At 44.6% G+C, this 15,327-nt stretch carries 16 protein-coding genes; all 16 read right to left on the bottom strand.

From position 1 onward, the window contains the following. Nucleotides 1-588: 588 nt before the first annotated feature. On the bottom strand, nucleotides 589-1,365 hold the full coding sequence (codY, locus tag SIN01_RS01150; protein WP_010027764.1) for a GTP-sensing pleiotropic transcriptional regulator CodY: 777 nt from the start codon (nucleotides 1,363-1,365) through the stop codon (nucleotides 589-591). A gap of 492 nt (nucleotides 1,366-1,857) precedes the next feature. Next, a complete protein-coding gene (gene trmFO / locus SIN01_RS01145; RefSeq protein WP_047035364.1) occupies nucleotides 1,858-3,165 on the bottom strand; it encodes an FADH(2)-oxidizing methylenetetrahydrofolate--tRNA-(uracil(54)-C(5))-methyltransferase TrmFO in 1,308 nt (435 codons plus the stop codon). A 34-nt stretch (nucleotides 3,166-3,199) separates the two neighbouring features. Further along, a complete protein-coding gene (gene topA / locus SIN01_RS01140) occupies nucleotides 3,200-5,287 on the bottom strand; it encodes a type I DNA topoisomerase (RefSeq protein ID WP_010026557.1) in 2,088 nt (695 codons plus the stop codon). Between the two features lie 136 nt (nucleotides 5,288-5,423). Beyond that, on the bottom strand, nucleotides 5,424-6,302 hold the full coding sequence (dprA, locus tag SIN01_RS01135; protein WP_010026556.1) for a DNA-processing protein DprA: 879 nt from the start codon (nucleotides 6,300-6,302) through the stop codon (nucleotides 5,424-5,426). A 152-nt stretch (nucleotides 6,303-6,454) separates the two neighbouring features. Then, nucleotides 6,455-6,739 (bottom strand): EscU/YscU/HrcU family type III secretion system export apparatus switch protein, encoded by a 285-nt coding sequence (locus SIN01_RS01130; RefSeq protein WP_010026555.1) that lies wholly within the window; start codon nucleotides 6,737-6,739, stop codon nucleotides 6,455-6,457. Further along, on the bottom strand, nucleotides 6,739-8,268 hold the full coding sequence (locus SIN01_RS01125; RefSeq protein ID WP_010026554.1) for a flagellar hook-length control protein FliK: 1,530 nt from the start codon (nucleotides 8,266-8,268) through the stop codon (nucleotides 6,739-6,741). Before SIN01_RS01125 ends, SIN01_RS01130 begins: the two co-directional genes overlap by 1 nt. Nucleotides 8,269-8,292: 24 nt before the next feature. Then, the gene (gene rnhB, locus SIN01_RS01120) at nucleotides 8,293-9,054 is read right to left on the bottom strand and encodes a ribonuclease HII (RefSeq protein WP_047035362.1); all 762 of its coding nucleotides are present in this window, start codon (nucleotides 9,052-9,054) and stop codon (nucleotides 8,293-8,295) included. Between the two features lie 68 nt (nucleotides 9,055-9,122). Beyond that, nucleotides 9,123-9,989, bottom strand: a complete 867-nt coding sequence (ylqF, locus tag SIN01_RS01115; protein WP_010023500.1) for a ribosome biogenesis GTPase YlqF — start codon at nucleotides 9,987-9,989, stop codon at nucleotides 9,123-9,125. A 116-nt stretch (nucleotides 9,990-10,105) separates the two neighbouring features. After that, nucleotides 10,106-10,447 carry a 50S ribosomal protein L19 gene (gene rplS, locus SIN01_RS01110; protein WP_010023499.1) on the bottom strand — a complete coding sequence of 114 codons (342 nt, stop codon included), beginning with the start codon at nucleotides 10,445-10,447 and terminating at the stop codon, nucleotides 10,106-10,108. A 141-nt stretch (nucleotides 10,448-10,588) separates the two neighbouring features. Then, nucleotides 10,589-11,332 (bottom strand): tRNA (guanosine(37)-N1)-methyltransferase TrmD, encoded by a 744-nt coding sequence (gene trmD, locus SIN01_RS01105; protein ID WP_047035360.1) that lies wholly within the window; start codon nucleotides 11,330-11,332, stop codon nucleotides 10,589-10,591. Further along, nucleotides 11,322-11,849 (bottom strand): ribosome maturation factor RimM, encoded by a 528-nt coding sequence (rimM, locus tag SIN01_RS01100; protein ID WP_047035358.1) that lies wholly within the window; start codon nucleotides 11,847-11,849, stop codon nucleotides 11,322-11,324. Before rimM ends, trmD begins: the two co-directional genes overlap by 11 nt. Before the next feature lie 82 nt (nucleotides 11,850-11,931). After that, on the bottom strand, nucleotides 11,932-12,168 hold the full coding sequence (locus SIN01_RS01095) for a KH domain-containing protein (RefSeq protein WP_010023231.1): 237 nt from the start codon (nucleotides 12,166-12,168) through the stop codon (nucleotides 11,932-11,934). A 20-nt stretch (nucleotides 12,169-12,188) separates the two neighbouring features. Beyond that, nucleotides 12,189-12,461 (bottom strand): 30S ribosomal protein S16, encoded by a 273-nt coding sequence (gene rpsP / locus SIN01_RS01090; RefSeq protein WP_010023233.1) that lies wholly within the window; start codon nucleotides 12,459-12,461, stop codon nucleotides 12,189-12,191. A 38-nt stretch (nucleotides 12,462-12,499) separates the two neighbouring features. Beyond that, entirely contained in the window at nucleotides 12,500-13,843 is a 1,344-nt protein-coding gene (gene ffh, locus SIN01_RS01085; protein ID WP_010023234.1) for a signal recognition particle protein, read from the bottom strand. Between the two features lie 12 nt (nucleotides 13,844-13,855). Continuing rightward, the gene (locus SIN01_RS01080) at nucleotides 13,856-14,191 is read right to left on the bottom strand and encodes a putative DNA-binding protein (RefSeq protein WP_010023235.1); all 336 of its coding nucleotides are present in this window, start codon (nucleotides 14,189-14,191) and stop codon (nucleotides 13,856-13,858) included. Nucleotides 14,192-14,284: 93 nt separating this feature from the next. Continuing rightward, nucleotides 14,285-15,286, bottom strand: coding sequence for a signal recognition particle-docking protein FtsY (gene ftsY, locus SIN01_RS01075; protein ID WP_010023236.1), 1,002 nt, complete (start codon nucleotides 15,284-15,286; stop codon nucleotides 14,285-14,287). Nucleotides 15,287-15,327 lie beyond the last annotated feature (41 nt).

The raw sequence follows: 15,327 nt of genomic DNA, 5'->3' as shown, positions 1-15,327 counted from the left end.
AAAAGGGTCTTATGGACTATCAGTCCCAATTTTTATTTATTTTTAATAATGAGATAATATATTTTATTGAATTTAGTATAAAAGCGTAGCAAAACTGCTGTTTCTCCCTTACTGCCCATTGCGTTTACTGGGATGACTGTAAGCAAAAATTTGTGAATTCTCACCGAGCTCGCAATCAACAGCTCCGCTCCACAGGCGCCCGAGCGCTTATATATCCGGTCTGCAAAACCAAAGTCATAAGCCTTATTGACTCGTTAGAAAAACTAGGCAAAAAGCGCCCGGTCCTTACTTCCGGAGGATGCGGTGACTTCCGCGTTGTGCACGAACAACACTTCAGCTGCTCGCATCAACAGGGTGCGACCGTGGGCAGTCCACGAGCCTCCTCAGACATGCTGAGATCTGCGGGGTCTTGCTGGCACGCATCAACAGTGAGCGATCCCACAGGCGCCAGAGCACCTCCGCTTTGATTCTTGGCCAAGACACTGGTCTATTGGTTTGAAGAAGGGGCAAAATTGAAAAAAGGACCTTTGGCAATTTATAAATTGCCAAAGGTCCTTTGATGACACCAAAGCTATAATTTTTCGAAGCTTATTCGCCCTTGATTCGGTTCAGTTCATAAAGGAACTTATCGTTCAGGACTTTAATATAAGTGCCCTTCATTCCGAGTGAACGTGATTCGATTACGCCGGCACTTTCTAATTTGCGCAGTGCGTTGACAATGACCGAACGCGTGATGCCAACTCGATCGGCAATTTTACTTGCGACCAGCAAACCCTCCTTGCCGTCCAGCTCTTCGAAAATATGCTCAATTGCTTCAAGTTCGCTGTACGATAACGATCCGATGGCCATCTGAACGATCGCTTTTTCACGTGCTTCTTCTTCAACCTCATCGGTTTTTTCACGCAGGATTTCCATTCCAACAACGGTTGCCCCATACTCTGCAAGGATGAGATCCTCGTCGGCGAATGTTTCACCAAGGCGCGAAAGGATTAAAGTTCCCAAACGTTCGCCGCCACCAACAATCGGAACGACCGTTGTCAAACCACTTTTGAACAGTTCCTTATTTTCATCAGGGAAAATACTGAATTCACTGTCCACATCAATGTTTGATGAAGTTTGGACTACAGAAAACAGACTCTGTGTATAATCGTCAGGCAGCTGCCTGCTCTCAAACATCTTTTGAATCCGTTCGTTATCAAATTCCAGTTTCAAAGACATCCCCAAAATTTTTCCCCGACGGCTGACAACAAAAGTGTTGGTCTGAATGACATCGCGCAGCGTTTGCGCCATTTCATTAAAATCAACCTGTGTCTTAGTACCTTGTAATAATTGATTAATCTTTCTTGTTTTTTCAAGCAACGTCATCATAATTCCTCCTAAAAACAACAAATACTGAGTTAAAATGTTTGGCTGAGAAACAACTACTTGTACAATCCTAATGAATCCATTTGCCATCCGCTTTTAAATTCAGGCCGTAACAAACGAATTGAATCTGTTCTATTGGGTTAAACATAATTAGTTTTCCAAAAATTGTAGTCAATCTTCTCAACCAAGAAGTTTTCGAACCGTGTACCTAATCTGCAATGCAAAGTGGCATCGCTTGCAGTCTCGTCAGAATATTGAATCTTTATACGCTTTCATAAAATAAAGCCGCAATACGATGGGCAGGCACCTCCCATTGTACTGAGCCCCCTAATTCGGTCTGCGGCATCCGAATTTACTATTTTTATAAAATCTATAAATGATCAAAAATTCTCGTATTAAAACATCTAAGTTATTATGATCAAGGAAAACTCACTAAACCGACAAATCCTGCTTATTCATGTTAGCACACGGTATTTAAATTAGCAATAATATTTATAATTTTATAACAAAATCATTGAGGCGCTCTAACGCTCGTGCCGCATAGCGTTCTCCACGTATTTTTTTATCCTTAATTCGTTCGTTCAACGGTGGCAATAAACCAAAGTTTGCATTCATCGGCTGAAAATTCTTTGAACTGGCCGTTGTAATGTAGTGGGCCATACTGCCAATGACAGTTTCCTCAGGGAAATTCATTGGCTGTTCGGCTACTGCAAGACGCGCTGCATTTATTCCAGCAATTAGTCCTGAAGCCGCCGATTCCACATAGCCCTCAACACCGGTCATCTGCCCCGCAAAAAACAACTGATCGTCCACCTTTGTCTGATACGTTGGCTTTAGTATAGATGGAGCGTTAAGAAATGTGTTTCGATGCATCACACCATAACGCACGATCTCTGCATCTTCCAAACCTGGAATCATATGAAAGACACGTTTCTGCTCGCCCCATTTCAAATGCGTTTGGAACCCTACCATATTGAAAAGTGTACCCGCAGAATTGTCTTGCCGCAACTGCACAACCGCGTACGGCCGCTTGCCGGTCTTAGGATCCTCTAAGCCGACCGGTTTCAAAGGACCAAACAATAGGGTTTTTGCGCCTTGTCTTGCCATAATTTCAACAGGCATGCAGCCGCTAAAATACTTCTCTTGTTCAAAATCTTTTAAAGGAGCGGTCTCAGCGGTCGTCAGCTCACGGAAGAATGCCTCGAACTCCTCCTTGTTCATCGGACAATTTAAATAAGCCGCATCGCCCTTGTCATAACGCGATTTTAAATAAACCTTGTCACGATTAATCGTTTCCCCATCAATAATTGGTGCCGCCGCATCATAAAAATAAAAATAATCTTCACCAGTCAAACGCTTTATCTCTTCTGACAGCACTGCAGAGGTTAACGGACCGGTGGCGATGATCGTCGGCACTTGCGGAATCGTTACTGCCTCATCATTTATTACGGTTACATTCGGCAATTCTTTTAGTTTTCTTGTGACGATCCCAGAAAAATCATGACGATCAACAGCAAGGGCTCCCCCTGCCGGAACTGCTGCAGAATCGGCAGCGGCAATAACCAATGAATCAAGGCGGCGCATCTCTTCTTTAAGAATGCCAACCGCATTGGTAAGACTGTTTGACCGAAGCGAGTTGGTGCATACAAGTTCAGCAAACTTATCCGTATGATGCGCCGGTGTCTGTTTTTTCGGACGCATTTCATATAGTGTAACTGGAATGCCTCTTTTTGCGATCTGCCATGCCGCTTCACTTCCTGCGAGCCCAGCACCGATAACATTGACTGATTGTCCTGCCATAAATCTTCCTCATTTCTTTAAGCAATTCAAACGATTACTGTACCTCTTCTTTATAGTCGCATTTCGGACATTCAACGGATTTACCGTTTTTCGTCTTTTTTTCAACCAGATATGAATCGCATTTCGGACACTTGCGCTGAATCGGTTTGTCCCATGAGACAAAGTCACATTCAGGATAACGATCGCATCCGTAGAAAATACGCCTTTTTTTGCTTCTACGCTCAACAACCTCACCTTTGCCGCATTTCGGGCACGGTACGCCTGTTTTCTTCAATATCGGTTTTGTATTGCGGCATTCCGGAAAGTTGGAACAGGCAAGGAACTTGCCGAACCTTCCCATCTTATAAACCATTTCATGCCCACATTTCTCACATTTAATGCCTGCAGGCTCATCCTTAATGGATACCGACTGCATTTCCTTTTCCGCCTTGGATAGTCGCTTTGAGAAGTCCTCATAGAAATGGTCAATCAGAGTAATCCAGTTTCTTGAGCCCTCCTCAACCTCGTCCAAATCCGTTTCCATCTTAGCCGTAAAATCAATATTTATAATTTCAGGAAAGAATTCAACGATCAGATTCAATACGATCTCGCCTAGTTCAGTCGGCACAAATCGCTTCGCATCCATGGTCACATAGTTGCGTCGCTGAATCGTGTCAATCGTCGGTGCATAGGTAGACGGGCGACCGATTCCAATTTCCTCCATTTTTTTCACGAGTGTTGCTTCGGTATAGCGTGGCGGCGGCTGGGTATAATGCTGTTTCGGATCTGTTTGATCTTGTAGCGCTTGCATTCCATTCTCCAGTTCCGGAAGATCATTCTCTTTCGCCTTTGCCGCGGTCTTCTTTTTCGGCTCATCACTGCCTTCAACGTAAACCTTCATAAACCCTTGAAATTTAACTTTAGAGCCTGTTGCTCGGAACACAACCCCATTCTGTTCAAGATCCGCACGTACTGTATCCAGGACTGCCGGTGCCATTTGACTTGCAACGAAGCGCTCCCAAATGAGTTTATACAACTTATATTGATCACGGCTCAAATAGTCTTTTATTTCTTTTGGCTGCCTCAATACCGACGTTGGGCGCACACCTTCATGTGCATCTTGTGTGTTTTCCGATTTTTTGGCTTTCTGAGGTTTATTATTATAATAGTTTTCGCCGTAATTCTCAAAAATAAAGGACTTTGCTTCCGTTTTAGCAACCTCGGAAATGCGTGTAGAATCGGTTCTCATGTACGTAATGAGCCCGGTGCTGCCCTGTTTGCCAAGCGCAATTCCTTCGTAAAGCTGTTGGGCAATCATCATGGTTTTTCGCGCTCTGAAATTCAGCTTTCTCGCAGCTTCCTGCTGCAGCGAAGAGGTCGTAAACGGCACAACCGGATAGCGCAGCCGTTCTTTCTTCTGAACGTTTTGAACGGTAAACGTTTGATCCTTTATCTTTGCGAGGACGTTTTTTACATCATCCTCAGTTTTCAATTCTTTCTTTTTTCCCTCAATGCCGTAGAATGCAGCCTCAAACGATTCGTCGCCGACTCGAAAGGAGCTGCCGATCGACCAGTATTCTTCCGGAACGAATGCTTTTATTTCTTTTTCGCGTTCCATGATCATACGCAGCGCGACCGATTGAACACGCCCAGCACTCAGCCCTTTTTTCACCTTTTTCCATAAAAGTGGGCTAATGTTATAACCGACAAGCCGGTCGAGAATACGTCTTGCTTGCTGCGCATCAACCAAGTCCATGTTGATCGTACGCGGCTTTTTAAACGCTGCCTTAATCGCCGGCTTCGTAATTTCGTTGAAAACAACGCGGCAGGCGGAGCGATCATCAATATCAAGACTGTGGGCGAGATGCCATGCAATCGCTTCTCCTTCTCGATCGGGGTCGGCTGCAAGGTATACTTTTTTCGCTTTTTTTGCGGCGCTTTTCAGTTCTTTGAGCACTGGTCCCTTCCCGCGAATCGTAATATAACGCGGTTTAAAGTGATCATTCACATCAATGCCCATCTGACTTTTCGGTAAATCGCGTACATGCCCCATTGATGCCTTCACTTCATATTTTGAACCAAGATAACGTTTTATTGTTTTCGCTTTAGCGGGAGATTCGACAATGACGAGATAATCATTCATGATTGTTCTCCCCCTTTCTGTGAATAGTCAAATCTTCACTAATAGTAATGATTGATGAAGGCTTTGTCAAACATTAACAGAGCGGCAATATCAAGGATTCGTAAGGAAAGCCGAATTAACTGCTCTTTTCTTAAAATTACTCCATTCTCCAAGTTAATTCCTGGATAATATCCTGCCAATCACAGACCAGTTTCGCGCCTTGCTGAATTAGACGATGCGTTCCACCACATGTTTCCTTAAAAATAGAACCCGGAACTGCAAACACATCACGACCTTGATCAAGGGCTTGATCAGCAGTAATTAATGAACCGCTCTTTTCTTTCGCCTCAATCACTAATGTTCCCAATGTCATTCCGCTTATGATTCGATTTCGTTCTGGAAAACGCCAACGTTCCGGCCGTGCATCAGGTGGGTACTCACTGATCACAAGCTGCGAAGCACACATTTGTTTGAACAGGGGACAGTTCTGCCTTGGGTACGGGTGGTTCAATCCGGAACCGAGCACGGCAATCGTTTGATGCGCCAATGCCTGCTGGTGCGCCATACCATCGATTCCCATTGCCATTCCGCTGACAATCGTCCATCCACTTTTCATTAACGGAACGACAATTTTGTTGATAATCTGAAGCGCTTCACGACTCGGATGCCTCGTACCTACGACACTTAGCATTTTTGTTTCATTTAATAACGAAATATTTCCTTTGGCATAGATTAAATACGGCGGGTCAAAAATATGCTTCAATAATTTAGGATACGATGAATGGTGAAAAGTTATGGGGGTAATCTGCTGCGCGTGAAGCATTGACAGCAGTTTTTTGGGGTCTAACTGGTGAAGATCGTCAATAAAAACATTTGCTTTTGCTTGGGATATATGGAAAAATCGCTGGATATCACGTGCTGAATAGTTGCGGAATCGACTTAAATCCGGGTCTCGTTGCAACAGCCGCCAAATCATTTTTCTGCCTACTCCGCGGCAATGATTGAGCACAATTAATTCTCGTGTAAAATGATCCATGGACACACCTTCCAATGCAAAAAAGTAGTGTACAACAAACGTTGAAACAAATAAGATGAGGGGGCTAAGCAAAATCACGTAAGCGATTCGGCCATGAGGAAAGCTGAACGGAAGAAACGAGTTACCGTCGAAACGAAGGTCAAACGATTTTGTTATTCTTTTTTTTCTGAAACTTGTTCATCCACAGTATAGATGAAATCAAATAATTCCGCAACGATTTGATAGAGTTCAGGAGGAATCGTCTGTTCCAAGTCGAGCTGCCCTAGAACGGAGACAAGTTCTGGGTCTTCTTGAATGGGAATATCATGCTGTTTCGCCTCCATAATGATGCGTTCCGCCTGTTGATCATCTCCTTTAGCAACGACCCGTGGCGCTTGATCTTCTCCTCTTTGATAGCTTAGTGCAACAGCTTTCTTTTTTCGTTCAGAATGTTCCATTATATTTTCACATCCATACGATAAGTGGTTTGAGTGAGCGGTTCGGTTACTCTTTTTTTTAGCTGTTCATCAACTTGGGCAGACTGAGATAAGGAAAGCAATCGGTAGCCCATCGCCGCGAGCCGTTCGCTAAGCGCAGGTTCTCTGGCTTTTAAAAAGGGGCGCACATCCATGTGATCATTTTGTATATTAATTGATAAAGAACGATTTTGACTATGGAGCGTGATCAGGGTTTCTTTCAGATGTGCTAAGTCAAGTAATAGTGCAATGGTGCATGAATCTGGGTCCAGTTTTCCTTTTCTGTCCCGTTTGCTTTCGAGATAGACCGACACATCGGTCAGCGATTGATTATGGGGAACGGGAATCTGTAAAGAAAACTGTGCAACAAATGGATCAGCTGCTGCCAGCTGCAATTGTTGTCCGGTAATCTTTTGAACAATCATCTGCGCTGTTTCCCGAACGGATTGTGGAATCGTCTGATTTTGGGAAACTGCAATCAAATGCCCCTTCAGGGTATCCAAAGCCAAGCCGCTTCCTTTTGTCTGCTCCTCTTGCTGTTGACCGATCCGAAATTCGTAGTCGAATCCCAATTTCTTAAGCATCGTGAAAAATAAGTTTTCCCCTTCACCTGTATGAAGCTGTGGTTTAATTTCTGAATGTTCTGTGACAAATGTGAAAAAATTTTCGGAAAATTGTTGTGGGGATTGCCTCAGACCCGTCTTGCTTAACAGCGCAGCAAGTGCTTGAGGATCATTGGCTCCATCGATAAATGCAGCGACAGATGATCTAAGATCGTTTGAGTGAACGGTGTCTATGTGCGCGGACAGATACTCCCTTAACAGCGCACCGCTCTTCTCAGCACCAATTTGATGCAGGAGTCTTGCACTCGCCTGTTCCGGAAAGAAGTCGATAAAAGAATGTAGCGTTGCTTTCAACTTTTGGATGGATGGATGCTCTGAGTGCGTCTGCTCAATCCTTTGCATCAACTGATTGAGCTGTGTCTGTATCGGATCTGGCCCTGACAATGCCTGCGCAGCCTTAAAAAAGGATTCTGAAAGCGGCAGCTGCTTCTGCTGCAGCCAGCGAATCGCTTGCAAGTCTGATGCTAAGTTCCGACTCATCGATAATAACGCACTCGCATTCTGAATCGGTTCTCGCGAGACCGGCATGTTGTGCTCGAGAAAGAATTGAACAATTTTTCGGGTCAATGCATCGTTTTTCAAGTCGAGGGCCTGAGCAACCGAATCAGCTGCATTATGTATATATTCCGTAACCGATGCAGAAGGTGCGTGCGCAACCAGCTTCGCGCGCACTTCATTTGTCTTTTGCAGAAGCTGAAATAAGTATTCTTTTCCCATTTCCAATGGCGGTTCAACAGCTGCAACTTTTGCCACGATTTGCTTCGCACCAAGCCGGACAATCGCTGTTCGGTCGGGAAGCAGTTCGAGAACCTTGCCGCGCAGTATTTGTTCCGGAGCATAGGCACCGATCATTTGGCTTTGACTGATTGCATAAGGCTGGAAGTTCACACAATCACCTTCTCATAGACATGTTCACGATTTAAGCGGCGCAAAGGTCATTCGGTGTTCCGGACATGTGCCTAAGCGCTCGATTGCTTTTAAATGAGCTTTTGTTCCATATCCTTTATGAGATGCGAAATCGTATCCGGGATAAACGGAATCAAGCTCACACATCAGACGATCCCGCGTTACTTTAGCCAGAATGGACGCTGCTGCAATAGAGTTGCTGCGCGCGTCACCCTTGATCAGTGACGTTTGCGGAACGTCTAGCGGAAGCTCCATTGCATCGATCAGTAAATGATCCGGCTGGTGATCCATTTGCTTAACTGCCCGTACCATTGCTTTTTTTGCGGCTTGATAAATATTGATTTCATCGATCTCCCGAGCCGATACAATTCCGATCCCATAAAACGCTGCAGATCCACGTATTTGGTCGTATAGGAAGTCCCGTTTTGCCGCAGTGAGTTGTTTTGAATCGTTTATTCCCGGAATCACCGTCTCAGGTTTGAGCACAACGCAGGCTGCCACAACCGGGCCGGCCAGCGGACCGCGACCTGCCTCATCAATACCGGCAACACGTTGCGCACCAGCCAGCCGGGCTTCGTTCTCAAAGTGATTCATTTGATGGTACCGTTCAACGAGGGCTTGCAGATGTGCGCGTTTCTTCTCCCATTTAACCAAGAGCCTTTGGACACCCGCACGCGAATCGGCACGAAGCTGTTGCTGCTCCTCTTCATTTAGACTAACACCATCCGACAATCTCGTTTTAAGTTCAGCAATCGTCATTCGTCTCATTTATCTTCTTCCCCTGTATTCTCTATATCGGACGCAGTTGCCTATCTATTTAGCACTTTAGGCACCGTTCACGGCCATTCTAGCGTTAACGGTCCAATTTTTTGTCCTCTAAAATCGCGAATAATCAGCTCAGAGACGCGATCATAATTAATTATACCGCCGCTCATTAAACAACCTCTTTTTTTGCCAATCTGATCAAACACCTTAACAATTAGGTCCTGATCGTCCACTCCGTCAAGTTCAGGAAGATCGGCTAGTTGAAAACGCTTTGCGAAAGCTTCGCGATAATGAACGAGCATTGTTTTTATGAGGAAGAACGCAATTTCTTGAAAATCAAGCAATTCCTCCTTAATTGCACCGGTTGCCGCAAGACGGAGGCCAACTTGCGGATCATCAAATTTCGGCCATAATATCCCCGGTGTATCCAGCAGCTCCATTGTCTTTCCAACCTTAATCCATTGTTGAGCTGTTGTTACCCCTGGACGATCGCCAATTTTCGCGATCCTTTTTCCAGCAAGACGGTTAATCAAGGTCGATTTCCCAACATTAGGAATACCTAAAATCAAGGCGCGATCTGCATGTGGACGGAAGCCTTTATCCTCCAACTTCTTCCTCCTTGCAGCAGTCAACTGACGGACAGCTTCTGGAATCATGGAAACGCCTTGTCCGGTTTGACTGTTCACTAAATGAACTTTTAAACCATGATCTTCAAAATAATTCTGCCATGCCTTCGTTGCACGTCGATCCGCCATATCGATTTTATTCATCAGCAAAAGTCTCGGTTTCCCTGATGCAATTTCGTCTACGAGTGGATTTCTTGAAGACATTGGGACCCGGCTGTCAACCAGTTCGATCACAACATCGATTTGCTTGATTTTCTCAATCATCTGCCGCTTCGCTTTGGCCATATGGCCTGGATACCATTGAATAGACATCACACAATCCTCCAATCTACATTTCCTTTAGTTTCTTATCTTGTAAAAAAAACGAAGAGGCCCGGTCACCCCAAGCCTCTCCTTTTTGTTTCTGTGTACTTTGACGTTCAAATCGCTTATCTGCTCTTAATACGTGCTTTTTTACCACGCAGAGCACGCAGATAGTACAACTTCGCACGACGTACTTTACCATGACGAACGACTTCGATCTTATCGATCTTCGGCGAGTTCACCGGGAACGCACGCTCAACACCGACACCGTAAGAAATCTTACGTACGGTAAACGTTGCGCTAATGCCGCTGCCATGACGTTTGATCACAACACCTTCAAAGACCTGAATACGTTCGTGTGAACCTTCAACAATCTTTACGTGCACTTTGAGCGTATCGCCAGGACGAAAATCCGGGAGATCTGAACGCAGTTGTTCTTTGGTAATTTCATCAATAATATGAGACATGAGGAATGTCCTCCTTCCGTACAAATGCTCATGCATCCTTATAGAACACAGCGGAACATCGTATTCACTGGCAATTGCCACGCATTCAATCATAACATAATTAAAAGATTAGTTGCAAGCTTTTTTGTACCAATGAATCGGTTACCTATGATCAGCATCTTTTTTCCATGCGCGCAGCCATTTTTCTTCTTGATCGGTTAAACTGAGGCCTTCAAGCAGATCCGGCCTTCGTTCATAGGTTCGGCGAAGGGATTCTTTTAAGCGCCATTCCGCAATCTTTTCATGATTCCCCGAAAGCAGAAGATCAGGGACTTTCATTCCTCGAAAATCGGCCGGCCGGGTATAATGCGGATGCTCTAATAAGCCGGTGGAAAATGAGTCTGTTACTGCCGATGTATCATTTCCCAGTACTCCAGGAAGCAGACGAACAACACTATCGATCATGGCCATTGCTGCAAGTTCACCGCCGGTCATCACAAAGTCCCCAATCGAATATTCATCGGTTGCCAAGTGTTGCGGAATTCGCTCATCAAAGCCTTCATAATGACCACAAATAAAAATAAGGCCAGACTCCTTTGAAAGCAACTCTGCATCGCGTTGCTTAAACGGTTTGCCCTGTGGCGAGGTTAAAATAATGCGCGGTTTTGCACATTGCTTACTGCATACCGCATCAACGGCGTCAAACAGTGGTTGCGGCATCAAAACCATACCTGCTCCGCCGCCAAACGGGTAGTCGTCAACCTTATTATGTTTGTTCGTCGTGAAATCTCTGAAATTTGTTACCCTAAAAGAAACAGCACCTTTTTCCGCTGCTTTACCGATGATTGAGCTTTGCAAGACACCGTCAAACATTTCTGGAAAAAGGGAAAGGATGTCAATCTTCATGGTCAATCAACCCCGGGATTAAGTGAACGATCACTTTTTTCGTTTTCAGATCGACTCGTCTCACAACATCACGAATATAAGGAATTAAAACATCCGCTGCACCGGTATCCACAACCCAGACATCATTGGCACCTGGAGACAGAATCTCTTTAATGGTTCCCAGTTCTTTTCCTGTATCGGTGATTACGTCCATACCGATGATTTGATGATAATAAAAGTCGCCTTCCTCAAGCTCAGATAATTGTGCTTCTGTTACAAACAGTGAGCACCCTTTATACTTTTCTACATCATTAATCGATGGAAGGCCTTCAAATTTCAAACAATCAAATTGTTTGTGTTTCCGGTAATTGCTTACCTTCAGCGGCTTATAATCACCGTTTTTCTGATCGCGTACATAGAGCGTAGCACCTTTTGCATAGCGTTCGTCCGCAAAATCGGTCGCGCTGATTACACGCACCTCACCACGGATTCCCTGCGTGTTAACAATTTTTCCGACATAAAGCCACTGATCAGCCATTGATGAGCCTCCTTGGGTATAATGCTGCGGGGTTATGTATGGCGAAAAAGAGAAGGGCTCATTCCCCTTCTCTTTTTCTTGGTTATTCTCGGATTAAGAAACGGGTTTTTATACCGTTCGCATTGCCAACCGCGGAAATGATTGATCTCACGGCCTCAGCAACTTGACCGTGTTTACCGATAATCCTTCCCATGTCCTGTTTGGCAACTGTAAGCACATAGGTAGTAGTACCATGATCCGGCGTTACCCGTTTCTTAATCTGAACATGTTCATGATCATCAATGAGCGGAAATACAATGGCTTTAATTAACTCTTCCATTCATCTGCCGCCCTCAATCATTATTTTTGTAGTTTCGAAAGGTGGAATTTCTCCATAAGCCCTTCCTTAGAGAACAGATTGCGCACCGTGTCCGACGGTTGAGCACCTTTTTGCAGCCAATCCAGTGCTTTTTCTTCATCAACCGTGAACGATTTCGGTGTTGCTACCGGATTGTACGTACCGATTTCTTCGATAAAACGGCCGTCACGAGGTGAACGTGAATCTGCAACAACAACTCTGTAGAAAGGACGCTTCTTAGCACCCATGCGTTTGAGACGAATTTTAACTGACATAATCGAACAACTCCTAATTTTAATCAAATTTAATGGACTTACATAAATGGTAAATTAAAAGGATTGCGTTTCTTGCCTTTTGCCTTGCCCATAAACTGTTTCATCATTTTTTTCATGTCCTTGAACTGTTTGAGCAGGCGATTGACATCAGCGACAGAGGTCCCGCTCCCGAGCGCAATCCGCTTTTTGCGGCTTGCATTAATAATCTCCGGCTCCGTTTTCTCATGGGAGGTCATGGAACGGATAATGGCCTCTGTCTGATCAATCTTTTTCTCGTCAATCTGCATGTTTTTCATGCCTTTGAACTTATTTGCTCCAGGCATCATCGCAAGCAGATCTTCGAGTGGTCCCATAGTACGAACCTGACCAATTTGCTCAAGAAAATCGTCAAGCGTAAAGCTCACCGAGAGCAGCTTTTGCTGCATATCGCGTGCTTTTTCTTCATCAATTGTTGCCTGAGCTTTTTCAATCAGCGAGAGCACATCGCCCATACCAAGAATCCGCGAAGCCATGCGATCCGGATGAAAAGGTTCAAGTGCATCCATCTTCTCGCCCATACCGACGAACTTAATCGGCTTACCGGTGACTGAGCGAATCGATAAAGCTGCCCCGCCACGTGTATCACCATCAAGTTTGGTCATAATGACCCCTGTGATATCCAAACGATCATTGAACGCACGGGCAACGTTCACAGCATCCTGTCCGGTCATCGCATCAACGACAAGAAAAACTTCATCTGGATGACTGACTTCCTTAATCTGTTCCAGTTCATTCATTAAGCCTTCATCGATGTGAAGTCGACCGGCAGTGTCAATGATCACCAAATCATTGTGATCCGCTCTTGCCTGATCCATACCTTGACGAACAATATCAACCGGATTGACTTGATCGCCAAGTGAAAATACCGGAATGTTCAACTGTGACCCTAACGTCTGTAACTGCTTTATCGCTGCAGGACGATAGATATCTGCTGCAATCATCAACGGCTTTTTATTATTGTTCTTTCGAATATGGTTGGCAAGTTTTGCTGCAGAGGTCGTTTTACCTGCCCCCTGAAGGCCAACAAAGAGAAGCACCGTTGGCGGTTTCAAAGAAAAGTTCAGTTTGGTCTGCTCGCCGCCCATCAGCTCGGTAAGTTCTTCTTGAACGACTTTTATGATCTGCTGACCCGGGGTCAGACTTTTCATAATTTCCTGACCAACCGCCCGCTCTTGAACCTTTTTAATAAAGGTTTTTACAACCTTAAAATTGACATCGGCTTCAAGAAGTGCAAGGCGTATTTCACGCATCATTTGTTTGACATCATTCTCGGAGACTTTGCCTCTGCCGCGAATCTTCTTCATCGTCGCTTGTAATCTGTCCGAAAGACTTTCAAATGCCATACTTCTCACATCCTAATCTAAATTCTCCAGTTCACTGAGAAAAGAATCTAGTTTTTCACGTTCTTCACTATTTAAATGACCGGATAGTGCTCTCATTTCTGAAATTACGGAAAGGCGAACCTCATGTTTGTGAAATAACCCAAGTTTTTCCTCAAACGCTTCGAGAGCATGTTCCGCCCGTTTTAAGTTGTCATGAACAGCTTGTCTCGTTACTTGACTTTTTTCCGCAATTTCCCCAAGAGAAAAATCATTGAGATAGTAAAGATTGAGATACTCCTGTTGTTTCGGGGTGAGAAGCGGCTGATAAAAATCATATAGGGCGTTAACGCGTAAAACCTTCTCAAGCATAGCAAATCCCCTTGACTGTAAAGGCTTTTTACTTTACTGGTAAATCATACAGTTTTTTCGTATTCGTGTCAAGTTTTCTTAATGAGGAGTGGATTATTGGTCTTCCGTATCTTCGTTCTCATTCTGAAAAAGTTCCGAGAATAGTCCATAAAGAAAAGCATCTGCATCAAACGTCTGTAAATCATTCAGCTGTTCGCCGAGCCCAACTAATTTCACCGGAATATCCATCTCATTACGAATGGCAAGCACAATGCCACCTTTTGCTGTTCCATCTAGCTTTGTCAGTGCAATTCCGGTGACCTCCGAAGCCTGGCGGAAAAGTTTCGCTTGGCTTAATGCATTCTGCCCGGTCGTCGCATCCAGCACGAGAAGTACTTCGTGCGGCGCTCCGGGGCACTCTCGTGTAATGACGCGTTTAATTTTTTCAAGTTCCTTCATTAAATTCACTTTATTTTGCAATCTTCCGGCCGTGTCGCAGATAAGCACATCGACGTTTCGCGACTTCGCTGCCTGCATGGCATCATAGACAACCGATGCCGGATCGGATCCTTCTTGATGCTTAATGACATCAATACCGGTTCGGTCGCCCCAAACTTGAAGCTGCTCAATTGCTCCTGCCCTGAATGTATCGGCAGCAGCAAGCAGCACATGTTTTCCCTCATCTTTCAATCGTCCGGCGAGTTTGCCAACTGTGGTCGTTTTTCCCGCGCCATTTACACCGACCACAAGGATCACCGTCAAACCGTTCGGATTAATGTTGAGTTTGGTTTCTTCGTTGTCTCTTGCCAGGAACTCAGCAAGAACTTCAACAATAACATCCTTCAATTTGTCCGTATCTTTAATGTTGCGTGAGCGCGATTCGTCTTTGAGCCGATCCACTAAATCCATTACCGTATTCATACCAACATCGGATTCAATGAGTACTTCTTCCAGCTCATCGAAGAAGTCTTCATCAACCTTGCGATATCTTTTGACAAGCTGATTCATGCGCTCTGCGAATGTTTTCCTTGTTTTCGTTAATCCATCCTTGAACTTGTCGTTCATCGCTGTGCTTTTTCCTGTTAATTTATCTTTCAGTTTATTAAAGAAGTCCATCTTTACTCCTCCTCGTTATATGCGTGCTTTATGCAACGCGT

The organism is Sporolactobacillus inulinus (genome assembly GCF_006539285.1).
Taxonomy (GTDB): domain Bacteria; phylum Bacillota; class Bacilli; order Bacillales; family Sporolactobacillaceae; genus Sporolactobacillus; species Sporolactobacillus inulinus.
Note: the sequence above shows the minus strand (reverse complement) of the source record. Positions and strands in the feature narration are given on the sequence as shown.

What these genes read in the sequence shown, in the direction of transcription:
- SIN01_RS01095 (WP_010023231.1), bottom strand. Translation starts at nt 12,168, where the DNA reads ATGGAAGAGTTAATTAAAGCCATTGTATTTCCGCTCATTGATGATCAT.
- ftsY (WP_010023236.1), bottom strand. Translation starts at nt 15,286, where the DNA reads ATGGACTTCTTTAATAAACTGAAAGATAAATTAACAGGAAAAAGCACA.
- ffh (WP_010023234.1), bottom strand. Translation starts at nt 13,843, where the DNA reads ATGGCATTTGAAAGTCTTTCGGACAGATTACAAGCGACGATGAAGAAG.
- trmFO (WP_047035364.1), bottom strand. Translation starts at nt 3,165, where the DNA reads ATGGCAGGACAATCAGTCAATGTTATCGGTGCTGGGCTCGCAGGAAGT.
- trmD (WP_047035360.1), bottom strand. Translation starts at nt 11,332, where the DNA reads ATGAAGATTGACATCCTTTCCCTTTTTCCAGAAATGTTTGACGGTGTC.
- dprA (WP_010026556.1), bottom strand. Translation starts at nt 6,302, where the DNA reads ATGGATCATTTTACACGAGAATTAATTGTGCTCAATCATTGCCGCGGA.
- topA (WP_010026557.1), bottom strand. Translation starts at nt 5,287, where the DNA reads ATGAATGATTATCTCGTCATTGTCGAATCTCCCGCTAAAGCGAAAACA.
- ylqF (WP_010023500.1), bottom strand. Translation starts at nt 9,989, where the DNA reads ATGTCTATTCAATGGTATCCAGGCCATATGGCCAAAGCGAAGCGGCAG.
- rpsP (WP_010023233.1), bottom strand. Translation starts at nt 12,461, where the DNA reads ATGTCAGTTAAAATTCGTCTCAAACGCATGGGTGCTAAGAAGCGTCCT.
- rplS (WP_010023499.1), bottom strand. Translation starts at nt 10,447, where the DNA reads ATGTCTCATATTATTGATGAAATTACCAAAGAACAACTGCGTTCAGAT.
- codY (WP_010027764.1), bottom strand. Translation starts at nt 1,365, where the DNA reads ATGACGTTGCTTGAAAAAACAAGAAAGATTAATCAATTATTACAAGGT.
- rimM (WP_047035358.1), bottom strand. Translation starts at nt 11,849, where the DNA reads ATGGCTGATCAGTGGCTTTATGTCGGAAAAATTGTTAACACGCAGGGA.
- rnhB (WP_047035362.1), bottom strand. Translation starts at nt 9,054, where the DNA reads ATGAGACGAATGACGATTGCTGAACTTAAAACGAGATTGTCGGATGGT.
- SIN01_RS01130 (WP_010026555.1), bottom strand. Translation starts at nt 6,739, where the DNA reads ATGGAACATTCTGAACGAAAAAAGAAAGCTGTTGCACTAAGCTATCAA.
- SIN01_RS01080 (WP_010023235.1), bottom strand. Translation starts at nt 14,191, where the DNA reads ATGCTTGAGAAGGTTTTACGCGTTAACGCCCTATATGATTTTTATCAG.